A 12,284-nucleotide genomic window follows, 5' to 3' on the forward strand; every position below is an offset into this window, starting at 1 on the left:
CCCATCGGGTGGTTGGCGCCGAGCTTCATCGCCGTGTCGATGGCGTCGACCGAGCCCACGCCTTCGTAGAGCGTGTAGATCGCCTCATTGATCATCGGCAGCAGAATGCGGTTGACGATAAAGGCGGGGAAATCCTCCGAAACGCTGATCGTCTTGCCGAGCTTGGCGACGAACGCCTTCGTCTCCTCGAAAGTGACGTCATCGGTCGCGATGCCGCGAATGAGTTCGACGAGCTGCATGCGCGGCACCGGATTCATGAAATGAATGCCGATGAAGCGCTCCGGCCGACCGGTGACGGCGGCAAGGCGGGTGATCGAAATCGATGACGTATTGGAGCTGATGATCGCGCCGGGCTTCGCGAACTGCGCGAGCTCGGTCAGAATCTTTCGCTTGACGTCTTCGACCTCGGTCGCCGCCTCGATCAATATGTCGGCGTCGCCAAAGTCCGCCATTGTTGGCGCGCCGGAGATGCGCTCCAGCGCCGGTTCGACCGCCGCGGCGTCGATCTGGCCGCGCTCCACGGCGCGGCGCATCTGCGCGGCGACATCGGCGATGCCGGCGTCGATACGCTCCTGCGAAATGTCGTTCAGGGCGACGTCATAGCCGGCAAGCGCGCAGACATGGGCGATCCCCTTCCCCATCTGGCCCGCGCCGATGACGCCGATCTTGCGAATTTCGAAGCCCATTTTTTACCACCGTCAGCCAAGCTCGCGCCGGATAGCAAGCGGCCCGCCCGCGCTGAGTGCGTGCCGCAGTGCAATATAACTTGCGATCCTTCGCAAAGAAAACAAAGAAAAGAAACTGCGGAGCCCCGAGCGCCCGACGCTCCGCCAAACTCACAGCCGCCGCGCCGGACCATGTGGACCGAAGCGACGGCCGTTTTTCGCAGTCAGCGGCCGATCTTCGCCAGCTCGGCCTCGAGCTCCGGCAGGGCCGTGAAGAGGTCGGCGACGAGGCCATAGTCGGCGACCTGGAAAATCGGCGCCTCCTCGTCCTTGTTGATCGCCACGATCACCTTCGAATCCTTCATGCCGGCGAGATGCTGGATCGCCCCAGAAATCCCGGCGGCGATGTAGAGATCGGGCGCCACCGCCTTTCCGGTCTGCCCCACCTGCAAGTCGTTTGGCGCGTAGCCGGCGTCGACCGCGGCGCGAGACGCCCCGATCGCGGCGTTCAGCCGCGTCGCGACCGGATCCAGCACTTTCTGGAAATTCTCCGCCGACCCGAGCGCGCGCCCGCCGGAGAGAATGATCCGCGCCGAGGTGAGCTCGGGGCGCTCCGACTTCGCCAGCTCTTCGCTCTTGAAGGCGGAAACGCCGGGATCGGCGGGCGCAGAAATCGCCTCGACGGGCGCCGCGCCGCCTTCCGGCGCCGCCGCGAAGGCGGTGGTGCGCACGGTGATCACTTTCTTTGCGTCCTTCGCACGTACCGTCTGGATGGCGTTGCCGGCGTAGATCGGCCGCTCAAAAGTGTCGGCCGACACGACCTTGATGATGTCCGAGATCTGCATCACGTCGAGCAGCGCCGCGACGCGCGGCAGCACATTCTTCGTCGCCGAGGTCGACGGCGCGATGATGACGTCATAAGCGCCGGCGAGCGAGACGATCAGCGCGGCGACGGTCTCGGCCAGGACATGATCGAGCGACGCGTCTTCGGCGACCAGGACCTTCTCGACGCCGGCGAGCTTCGCCGCCTGCTCGGCCGCGCCCTTCAGTCCGGGCCCGACGATGAGGACATGAATGGGGCCGCCGATCTCCTTGGCGGCGGTGAGCGCCTTGGCGGTCGCCGGGGCGATCGCGTCGCCGGCGGTTTCGGCAAGAAGCAGAATCGTCATCTTTAAAGCACTCCCGCTTCCTTGAGCTTGCCGACGAGTTCGACGACCGAGCCGACCTTGACGCCCGCCTTGCGCTTCGCTGGCTCGGAGGTTTTCAACACTTCAAGGCGCGGCGAAATGTCGACGCCATAATCGGCGGGCGACTTCACGGCGACTTCTTTCTTTTTTGCCTTGATGATGTTGGGCAGCGAGGCGTAGCGCGGCTCGTTAAGGCGCAAATCCGTGGTGACGACCGCCGGCAGCTTCAAGCTGACGGTCTGCAGCCCGCCGTCGATCTCGCGCGTCACGTCGACGGCGCCCTCTGTCATCTCGACCTTCGACGCGAAGGCGCCCTGGCCCCAGCCGAGCAGCGCCGCGAGCATCTGGCCCGTCTGATTGCAATCGTCGTCGATCGCCTGCTTGCCCATGATGACGAGCTGCGGCTGTTCCTCTGCGACGATCTTGGCGAGAATCTTGGCGACGGCGAGCGGCTCGACGGTCTCGTCGGTCTTGACCAGAATGCCCCGGTCGGCGCCCATGGCGAGGCCGGTGCGCAAGGTCTCGTCGGCCTTGGCCGGACCGATCGTGACCACAATGACTTCCGTCGCCTTGCCGGCCTCCTTGAGCCGCAGCGCCTCTTCGACGGCGATCTCATCGAAGGGGTTCATCGACATTTTCACATTGGCGAGATCGACGCCCGAACCGTCCGCCTTCACCCTGATCTTGACGTTGTAATCGACGACCCGTTTGACGGGCACGAGAATCTTCATCGCGCGACCCCTTGGTCCTTCTGACCCTTTGGCGAGACGGTGTCGGAGCGCCGCTTGCGCGCGCGCCACTCTGGCTAAAGCCGTCGCGCGGTCTGGTAGCGGGCGGGCGCGCGCAAGTCAAACAAAGCGCCCGCGGCCACGCGATTAGGGCCCGTCGTCGCCGACGTCTGGCGCGCGCGGCGCGGGGGCGAACGCGCCGCCGCGGTCAAAAAGCCTGTGCCGGCGGCGCTTGAAGATCGGCGTCAGCACCAGACCCGCGGCGATGCCGCCGACATGCGCCATCCAGGCGACCGCGCCGCCCTCGCCCATAGACGCGTTGATGAGCTGCATCAAAATCCAGGCGCCGACGAAGAGCCAGCCCGAGGCGACGAAGGAGAACAGCGGCGCCCGCAGCCCCAGGATCGACTTCAGGCGCGTCCCCGAGAGCCAGGCGCCGAGCCAGATCGGCGCGAGCGCCAAGGAGAGCGGCGGAAAGATTCCGGCGACCGTCGCGCGCGGATGGAGCAGCAAAAAGGCCGCGCAGACGCCGGAGATCGCGCCCGACGCGCCGACGAGCGGCAAGATCGAATGCGGCGTTGCGTAAATGTAGAACACGCCGGAGGCGACGCCGCAGGAAAGATAAAACAGCAGATAGTGCAGCGAACCCATGGCGTCTTCGACATTGTCGCCAAAGACGTAAAGGAACAGCATGTTCGAGCCGAGGTGCATCACCGACGAATGAAAGAACAGCGCGGTGACAAGCGTCAGCGCAGCCGGCGGTCCAACGATCCAGTCGGCGAGCTGGGCCTCGCCGAAGAGCACGCGCGGGATGATCGCGAAGCCGCGCACGACGGTCAGCGGATCGCCGAAAATCTCGCTCTGCACCACCAGGAATACAACGACATTGAGCGCGATCAGCGTCCAATTCACGATCGGCCGCCGCAAATAGCGCAGCGGCGCGTCGTCATAGATCGGCATGACCATTGGCGCGCTCCTTATCAATCGCTAGCCTAACATATGGCGACGCCCACGGGCCGCGTCACGACCGCACGTACCGCCGATCGAGCCACGTCGTCGCGAGCACGCCCAGACCGGCGATGTCGAAGGCGACGGTCAGCAGCCCGTAAACGGCCGCTCCGGCCAGGACCTGAGCGATGAGCGTGAGAATGCCCGGACTCATCTCGCGCAAAGGCGTAAGCGCGAGCGACATTGCGCCCGTCGCCACGAGCGCAGCGAACATGTCCCAGAACGACGGCCAGACCGGCTGCGTGCGCAGCGCGAAATAGACCGTCGCCACAAGCGCCGCGATGTAGGCGCCGGCTTGCGCGATCGCGAGATTGGAAGCGTCCTCGCCCCAGGGCAGGATCAAGAGCAGCGCCAGGCCGAAGGCGACCGCCGCAAGCGCCGCGACCATCAATGGCGCCGTCTTCTTTTCGATCTGAAAGACGGGATTGACGCCGAATAGAATGACTCCCATCGCGAAAAGGCCCGGAAGCAGCAGGCCGAGGTAATGGCCGAAGGGACCGCGATATTGCGCCGGCACGATGAGCGCTTCGATCGACGGCATGACGAACCAGAGGCCGGCGCACGCCGGCAGTAAAAAGGCGACGACGATGCCCATGTTGCGCGCGACTTGCTCCTTGGCGCGGTCGACGCCATGGAGTTCATGCGCGGCGACGGCGATCTGAAACAAGAGCACGTCGAGCGCCGAACCGAGCGCCTGCACCGCACGCACGCCAAGATCATAGGCCAGCGCGAACTGGCCGGTTTCGGCGAAACCGAAGACGCTCGCCACGATGGAGCGCGCCACAAGCGGCATCGCCTGATAGAGAAGATGCGCGGTCACGATCGGCGCGCTATAGGCCGCAAGCGCTCGCGCATTCTGACTCGAGGCGGCGCGAATGTCGGCGCCGGGATCGAGCAGCGCGCGACGTCCGAGAATGACCGTGCCGAACAGGCTCGCGACGCCGCCAGCGAGCGCCACGGCGGCCGAGTGAAAAATAAAGGCGCCGCCGCCAATCAGGACAAGCGACAGCGCATTCTTGACGAGCATGAGGCGCACATAGGCGTGGTCATGAAAACGCGCGCGCACCAAAGCGGTACAATAATCGAAAAGCCCATTGGCCACCGACGTCAGCAGCGCAAGCAGAATGAGATTGGTTTCGAAGTCGAGCGGCGGCCCGGCAAGCGCATAAATGCCCGTGGCCAATGTGAGGAAGAGCGTGACACCGATGAAGGCCGCGTCGAGCGTCGAGCGCACCACCGGCTCTTTGTTGCGCGTGCGCTTTGAGTAAAAGCGCGTCGCCGAAAGACGCAGCCAATCATAGAGCGCCGTCTGCACGACCACGGCGATGGAGAAGGCGAGCGCGAAGCGGCCATATTCCTCGGGGCCGAGAAATTTTGCCACCGTGAGGCCGATGACGAAATTGACGATCGTATTGGCGAGAAATGCGAGAAGAACGTTCACTTAGGCGTAACCCCCACCCCAACCCTCTTCCGCTGCGCGGGAGAGGGATTCAGGCTCGGGTCGCGACAAGGAACGCGCGCTCCGCCGATCGCTTGCGTCCCCTCTCCCATCCGAAGTCGGCTGTCGCCGACTTCGGAGTCGATGCGCAAATCTGGAACACCCGATTTGCGAGAGCGGGGGAGGGACAGGGAGGGGGCGACGGGTCGGCGCAATGTCTCTCTTGCCAGGATCACAAAGCGCTCCAGCGGCCGAGCGCGACAAGCTCGCGCAACGCCTGTGCGTCGCGCGGCGTCACGTCGGGATAATCCGGGTCAGCCGTCGCGGGATCGAAATATTTCCACGAGCGCGCGCATTTGACGCCGGCGGCGCGTTGCGAAACCACGCCGACCCCCGGCGCTTCCGGCAGGCGGAAGGCCTCCGGCGGGCCTTCTCCCGGCGTAACGCGAATGTCGGACGCGATGCAGATTTCAGCGAGATCGACGCCCTCCAACGCCGCGCGCAACGACTCGTCCGCGATGTAGACGATCGGCGCCGCCTCTAACGAAGAGCCGATGCGCTTTTGCGCGCGCTCGATTTCGAGCGCGCCGGTGACGACCGAGCGGATCTTGCGAATCTTCTCCCATTTGGCGGCAAGCGCGTCGTCGCGCCATGCGTCGGGAATGGTGGGAAAATGCTCGAGATGCACGGATAGCGCATTCGGATAGCGGGCGAGCCACGCCTCCTCGGCGGTGAAGACGAGAATCGGCGCGAGCCATGTCGCGACGCTGCGGAAGATGCGATCGATGGTCGCGAGCGCCGCCTTGCGTTTGATGCTCGAGGGCGGATCGCAATAGAGCGCGTCCTTGCGCACGTCGAAGTAGAAAGCCGACAGCTCGCTCGTCATGAAATGGGTGAGCAGCGCGACGACGCGCTTGTAGTCGTATGTCGCATAGGACGCGCGGATCGACTCGTCGAGCTGATGCAGACGATGCAGCATGAGACGTTCAAGCTCTCCCGCCTCGCGCATCGCCGCATCGTCATTTGGCTGATAATGCGCCAGCGCGCCGATCATCCAGCGGCTCGTGTTGCGCAGCTTGCGATAAAGCTCGACGAAAGTCTTGAGGATTTCAGGTCCAACGCGCAGATCGTCGGCATAGTCGGACGCGGCGACCCACAATCGCATGATGTCGGCGCCGGAATCGGCGATGATTTTTTGCGGCGCGACGACATTGCCGAGCGACTTCGACATTTTGCGCCCCCGCTCGTCGAGCACGAAGCCATGCGTCAGCACGGCGTCGTAGGGCGCGCGGCCGCGCGTGCCGCAACTTTCGAGGAGCGAGGAATGGAACCAGCCGCGATGCTGATCGGAGCCTTCAAGATACATGATCTCGTCTTCGCCGCCGTCGCGCTTGCGGCGGATGCCGGCGAGCATCGGAAAATGCTGCGGATCTTCGAGCGTGAAGGCGTGGGTCGAGCCTGAATCGAACCAGACGTCGAGAACGTCGGAGATCTTCTCGTAATCTTCCGCCTTATAGTCGGGCGAAAGAAATCGCTCGGCGGCCTTCGCTTCATACCAGGCGTCGGCGCCTTCCTTTTCGAACGCCTCGATGATGCGGGCGTTGACGCGCGCGTCGACAAGCGGCTCATGCGTCCCCTTCTTGACGAAGACCGCGATTGGCACGCCCCAGGCGCGCTGGCGCGAGACGACCCAATCGGGACGATTGGCGATCATGCCGCGAATGCGGTTCTCGCCCGCCGCCGGCGTCCATTGCGTGCGGGCGATCTCTTCGAGCGCGATCTCGCGGAGCGTCGATTGATTTCCACGAACCTCATCCTGAGGAGCGTACGAAGCACGCGTCTCGAAGGATGCGGCCGCCGAACCTTCGTCCTTCGAGACGGCGCTGCGCGCCTCCTCAGGATGAGGGTTCGACTGAGAGAACTCCGAGACCGGCGCGATGGATTTATCCATCGCGATGAACCATTGCGGCGTGTTGCGGAAGATCACCGGCTTCTTCGAGCGCCACGAATGCGGATATTGATGCTTGAGCTTTCCGCGCGCGATGAGATTGCCGGCCTGAACCAGCGCGGCGATGACCGCTTCATTGGCGTCGCCCTTCTCGCCCTTGTCGGTGATGACGCGCTTGCCTTCAAAGCCCGGCGCGTCCTTCGTGTAGAAGCCGTCCTCGTCGACCGTATAGGGAATGCGCGTCTCGATGCCGCGCGCCTGCAACGCGCGCACATGCGCCATCCAGATGTCGAAGTCCTCGCGGCCATGGCCCGGCGCGGTATGCACGAAGCCCGTGCCGGCATCGTCGGTGACATGTTCGCCATCAAACAGCGGCACGTCGAAATCATAGCCAAGATGCGCCAGCGGATGCGCGCAGATCAGTTCGGCGAGCATCGCGGCGGGCACGTCGTGCAAACGCTCGTAGCCATCGACCTTCGCCGCCTTGAAGGCGTCGCTGGCAAGCTTGTCGGCGATGACGAAGGTCGCGCCCGGAAGCGCCCAGTTGCCTGCGGGCGCATGGGTGACGTGATAGAGGCCGTAGTCGATCTTCGAGGAGAAGGAGATCGCGCGATTGCCGGGAAGCGTCCAGGGCGTCGTCGTCCAGATGATGATGCGCGCGTCGCTCAGTTCGCCCTCGGCGCCCCGCGGGATCGGAAACGCCACCCAGACCTGATCGCTGGTATAATCCTCATATTCGACTTCGGCTTCGGCGAGCGCGGTCTTTTCGACGACGCTCCACATCACCGGCTTGGAGCCGCGATAGAGCAGGCCGCTGGCGGCGAATTTCATGATCTCGCGCGCGATCGTCGCTTCCGCCGGAAAAGCCATCGTCGAATAGGGATGGCCCCAATCGCCGGCGACCCCTAAGCGCTTGAACTCCTCGCGCTGAACGCCGAGCCAATGTTCCGCATAGGCGCGGCATTCGCGCCGGAAGGCGATCATGGCGCCTGGATCGGTGAAATCGGGCTTCTGCTTGCCCTTGGCCCGATAATTCTCCTCCTCGATCTTCCATTCGATCGGCAGGCCGTGACAGTCCCAGCCCGGCACATAGACGCAGTCCTTGCCGGTCATGCGCTGGCTGCGCGTTACGAGATCCTTGAGGATCTTATTGAGCGCATGGCCGATATGAATATTGCCGTTGGCGTAGGGCGGGCCGTCGTGGAGCGTGAATTTCGGACGGCCTTCGCCCGATTCGCGCATCTTTCGCTCCAGGCCGATGGTCTCCCAGCGCTTGAGGATTTCCGGCTCGCGCTGCGGCAGGCCGGCGCGCATCGGAAAATCCGTGACCGGCAGATAGAGGCTTTTCGAATAGTCGGGCCCTTTCGGGCTGTCGTCGTTCATCGTCGTGAAAACCGGCTGGGGCGGACGCGGGCGCCATAAGCGCCGCTATTGCCGCGCTGATTAGAGGATTTGTGGAAAGAGCGCCAATCGCGCCGCACCCGGACCCTGCGCGAGCCTTTAGCTCAGGAGCGCGCTGCGAAAAAGTGGAACCCGGTTTTTCGCAGAGTGCGCGCTCGAAACTATTTAGATCGATCACGTTATCTGCATTTGGGCGATCGCGCCCAAATGCAGCGTGATCTCGCGCAGGCCGGGCCGGTAATTCGAATGGCGGTCAGGAAAGGCATCTGGTCCCTAATAGCAGCGCAAACCGAACGGGAAAAGACGGTCGGCGCCCCTAGCGGGGCCGCCTCAGCCCGAGCAGTCCGGCGAGATAAGCTAAGCCTCCCGCCACAACGGCGATGACCAGCAACACCAGAAACGCCCCGGACAGCAGCGTGAACCCGATGAAGAGCAACAACAGCAGCGCCGCGGTGACGATCAGGCTCTGCCATGGCGAGAGCTTGACGACCTTGACGCGACCGGCGCCCGTCGCGACCCAGATCCGGGAGGCGTCCGTCTCCTCGCCCGGCAAGATGATTTCGACCCGTCCCTTGGGCTCTTCGTTCATAACGGCTCCCTCCTGTCGAGGACGATGTCTCCAAGCTAGATCGCGCGCAAGTTATGGCAACAGATCATTCGCCCAGCGTCGCCGCGCCGCTTTCGGCCAATCGTCTTCGCGCCTCTTCGACGTCGACGCACATTCTTTCGACGAGCGCCTCGACGCTATCGAATTTCGCTTCGGCCCGTATGAAGCCGTAGAAGGCGACTTCCACCTCCTTGCCATAGAGGTCGCCATCGAAATCGAAGAGGAAGACTTCAAGCAGCGGCGCGCCATTGTCAAAGGTCGGCCGCCGACCGAAGCTGGCGACGCCCTGATGAACCTTCCCATCGACCTCGATCGTCACCGCGTAGATCCCGTGCTTGAGCCGGTTGGCGGGATCGAGCGAAATATTGGCGGTAGGAAAGCCGAGCGCGCGCCCGCGCTTGTCGCCGTGGCGCACGACGCCGCGAATGAAATAGGGGTGGCCGAGAAGCCGGCGGGCCAACGCCGCGTCGCCGCGTTCGAGCGCCTCCCGCGTCGCCGTCGAGGAGACGGCCTCTAAGCTGCCTTCTTCGTCCTGGGTGATGCGGTCGACGATCTCCACGATCATCCCGAGCCGTTCGCCTTCGGCGCGCAGGAACTCCGGTCCGCCTTCGCGACCGGCGCCGAAACGAAAATCATAGCCCGCGACGACCGCCGAAAGCCGCAGGCGCTTGTGCAGGATCTCTTGCGTGAAGACGCGCGCCGGGCTCTGCGCGAAGTCCTTGTCGAAGGTGAGCACGACGATCCCGTCGAGGCCGAGCCGCGCCGCCTGCGCCGCCTTTGCGTCTGGCGGCGTGAGACGAAAAATCACCGTCCGCCCCGCAAAAAAATCCGCCGGATGGGGTTCGAAGGTCAGCAGAATGCAGGGACGCGAGAGTTTCGCGGCGAGCGCCTGGGCCCGAGCGATGACGCCGCGGTGGCCTCTGTGCAACCCGTCGAAATTGCCGACCGCCGCGACCGCGCCTTCCAGTCCAGGCGGCGGCGCTTGAGGGTCGCGCGCAAAGATGAAGGAGGCGGACACGGCCCGGGCCGGAAGAATTAAGCCGAGGCCGGTCTTTCCTCTGCTGGCGCTGGCGTTGCGGCGCGTATCGCCTGCTCGCGGCTCGGCACCATGACGAAGGCCTCGCCGTCGAGCACGACCTTGCCGTCGACGAGACATTCGCATTTGAGTTTGGCGCGCCGGCCTTTTTCGATCAGCTCCACCACCTCGACAATGACGGTGATGACGTCGCCGATCTTCACCGGCGCGCGGAAATTCAGCGTCTGCGACAGATAGACGGCGCCCGGGCCAGGCAGATACATGCCGATGACCGTCGAAATGAGCGAGGCCGTATATAGGCCATGGACGATGCGCTCGCCAAAGCGCGTCTTCGAGGCGAAGTGATCCGAGAGATGAATCGGATTGCGGTCGCCGGAAAGATCGGCGAAGGCGATGACGTCGTCGTCCATCACCGCCTTCATCAGCGTCTCGCGCATGCCGACGCTCAGATCCTCGAAATAGTAGATTTTGAACGGCGTCGACATGGAGCCACCGGAAAGTTGCGTCGCGGATCGTGACCGCAGGAGAGGCCTGCGCAGCCCCCTTTTACCAGAAAAGCTCGCGAGCCAAAGCCTTAGGACGGGCCCCGGCGCGCGCGAAGAGCGATTCGAGCGCCGCTTCGTCCAGCGCGCCGCCGCCGGGATGCAGCTCGGCGCGATGCACGCCATGAATGATGAAGAGGCAGTCGAGCCCGGCGCGGCCCGCGCCGGCAAGGTCGGTGAAGGCGCCGTCGCCGATCGCCAGCGTGCGCGTCTTGTCGAGTTCGCCGCCGCGCAAATTCTTGAGCCGCTCCAGGGCGGCGGCGTAGATCGGGGCGTGGGGCTTGCCGAAGGTCAGAACGCGGCCGCCGATCGCCGCATAGCGTTCGGCGATGGCGCCGGCGCAGTAGACGAGATCATTGCCGATGGCGACGACAATATCGGGATTGGCGCACAGCATCGTCAGGTCGCGCGCCTTCAGCGCCGCGAGCTGTTCGTCATAGTCCGAGGGCGTTTCGTTGCGGTCGTCAAAGAGGCCGGTGCAGACGATGTAATCGGCGGCTTGCGGCCCGACGCGCATGATCGGCGCGCCGAGACGCCGCGCGGCCGCGCGGAACAGACCGTCGTCGCGTGCGGGGCCCAGGTGGTAGACCGCCTGTCCGGCGCGCGCGACGATCTCGCGCAGCGCAAGCTCCCCCGCCGAGAGCAGATCGTCGAAGCAGTCGTGCGGAACGCCGAGGCCCAGGAGCTGGCGGCGCACTTCTTCGTCCGGGCGCGACGCGTTGGTGATCAGTACGACAATCCCGCCCTGCGCGCGAAAGCGCCGCAGGGCCTCAGCGGCTTCCGGGAAGTGGCGCCGGCCGTCGATCAGCACGCCCCAGCCGTCGCACAGAATCGCGTCATATGCGTCGGCGATGTCGCGCAGGCCGGCGATGAACGGAATGCGGCCGCGGTCTGCCGAGGCGCCCGCCGTCAAAAGCGCGCCTCGGCGAATGCGGCGGCGTAGGCTCCGTCGCAGACGGGATTAAAAACCCCCGTCGATTCGTCGAGCAGCAACAATCGCCCGTCCATGATGCGAAACAAGGCGCCGTGCAGCCGCAGATGCCGGTGATGTTCGAGCACCTGGATCATGGGAAAGGAGCGCAAGTTGCGCAGCGTCTGCCTCACCGACTCGAACTCCAGGCGCTCCACATAGTCGGCGTCCTTGGGATTAGGCCGAACGCCCAGGCGATCGGCCGCAGGGCCAAGCATTTTGATCCAGTCGCCGATAAAGTCGCTGTGGCTCAGCCGCGGCGCGTCGGGATCCGCGGCGATTTCCGCATAGGCGCGCACCCCGCCGCATTGCCCATGTCCGAGCACCACGAGGTCTGAAACCTTTAGCGCCATGACGGCGTATTCGAGCGCCGCGGAAGCGCCGTGATAATGATCGTCGGGCTCGTAGGGCGGCACCAGCGCCGCGACATTCCGCAAGACGAAAAGCTCGCCGGGGCCAGCGTTGAAGACGGTCTCGGGCGCGACGCGCGAATCGCAGCAGCTGATGATCATCGTTTTGGGCGTCTGGCCCCTGACCGCCAACTCTTCGAATCGGTCGTGATCGGCCAGGAAACGCCCGCGAATGAAGGACTCATAGCCCTCTATGAGCGTTTCCGGCAGACCGGCCGCGCCGAACGACTGCTCGTGATCCGCCATTCAACGTTCCCTTCGCGCGCCTCCGCCTCGGCCAGGTCCACCTTGGCTAAGTTCACCTTGGCCAAGCGGATGGCGGACCCCGGGGTTATTGTGTAGAT

General features: G+C 64.4%; 11 protein-coding genes. All 11 read right to left on the bottom strand.

The genetic code is table 11. The features are described from left to right. Window positions 1-686, bottom strand: a 686-nt coding sequence (locus ACR65W_RS19830; protein ID WP_434503044.1) for a 3-hydroxyacyl-CoA dehydrogenase NAD-binding domain-containing protein, incomplete at its 3' end; no start/stop codon positions are given. Between the two features lie 203 nt (window positions 687-889). Beyond that, a complete protein-coding gene (locus tag ACR65W_RS19835; RefSeq protein WP_434499582.1) occupies window positions 890-1,834 on the bottom strand; it encodes an electron transfer flavoprotein subunit alpha/FixB family protein in 945 nt (314 codons plus the stop codon). A 2-nt stretch (window positions 1,835-1,836) separates the two neighbouring features. Beyond that, complete coding sequence (locus ACR65W_RS19840; RefSeq protein ID WP_256033201.1) at window positions 1,837-2,583, bottom strand: electron transfer flavoprotein subunit beta/FixA family protein; 747 nt, start codon at window positions 2,581-2,583, stop codon at window positions 1,837-1,839. 144 nt (window positions 2,584-2,727) lie between these two features. Further along, on the bottom strand, window positions 2,728-3,546 hold the full coding sequence (locus ACR65W_RS19845; protein ID WP_434499581.1) for a rhomboid family intramembrane serine protease: 819 nt from the start codon (window positions 3,544-3,546) through the stop codon (window positions 2,728-2,730). 55 nt (window positions 3,547-3,601) lie between these two features. After that, window positions 3,602-5,029 (bottom strand): lipopolysaccharide biosynthesis protein, encoded by a 1,428-nt coding sequence (locus tag ACR65W_RS19850; protein WP_434499580.1) that lies wholly within the window; start codon window positions 5,027-5,029, stop codon window positions 3,602-3,604. Between the two features lie 229 nt (window positions 5,030-5,258). Continuing rightward, window positions 5,259-8,357: an isoleucine--tRNA ligase gene (gene ileS, locus ACR65W_RS19855; protein WP_434503046.1), complete on the bottom strand. Its 3,099-nt coding sequence runs from the start codon at window positions 8,355-8,357 to the stop codon at window positions 5,259-5,261. A gap of 334 nt (window positions 8,358-8,691) precedes the next feature. Beyond that, on the bottom strand, window positions 8,692-8,964 hold the full coding sequence (locus ACR65W_RS19860; protein ID WP_123174463.1) for a hypothetical protein: 273 nt from the start codon (window positions 8,962-8,964) through the stop codon (window positions 8,692-8,694). A gap of 64 nt (window positions 8,965-9,028) precedes the next feature. Further along, window positions 9,029-10,000 carry a bifunctional riboflavin kinase/FAD synthetase gene (locus tag ACR65W_RS19865; protein WP_434501324.1) on the bottom strand — a complete coding sequence of 324 codons (972 nt, stop codon included), beginning with the start codon at window positions 9,998-10,000 and terminating at the stop codon, window positions 9,029-9,031. Window positions 10,001-10,017: 17 nt separating this feature from the next. After that, complete coding sequence (locus ACR65W_RS19870; RefSeq protein WP_434501325.1) at window positions 10,018-10,503, bottom strand: MaoC family dehydratase; 486 nt, start codon at window positions 10,501-10,503, stop codon at window positions 10,018-10,020. Window positions 10,504-10,564: 61 nt separating this feature from the next. After that, entirely contained in the window at window positions 10,565-11,473 is a 909-nt protein-coding gene (locus tag ACR65W_RS19875) for a TIGR01459 family HAD-type hydrolase (RefSeq protein ID WP_434501326.1), read from the bottom strand. Continuing rightward, window positions 11,470-12,186 carry a carbonic anhydrase gene (locus ACR65W_RS19880; protein ID WP_434501327.1) on the bottom strand — a complete coding sequence of 239 codons (717 nt, stop codon included), beginning with the start codon at window positions 12,184-12,186 and terminating at the stop codon, window positions 11,470-11,472. The genes ACR65W_RS19875 and ACR65W_RS19880 overlap by 4 nt, the downstream gene beginning before the upstream one ends. Between the last annotated feature and the right edge of the window lie 98 nt (window positions 12,187-12,284).

It is taken from the genome of Methylocystis sp. (genome assembly GCF_051062815.1).
Classification (GTDB): Bacteria; Pseudomonadota; Alphaproteobacteria; order Rhizobiales; family Beijerinckiaceae; genus Methylocystis.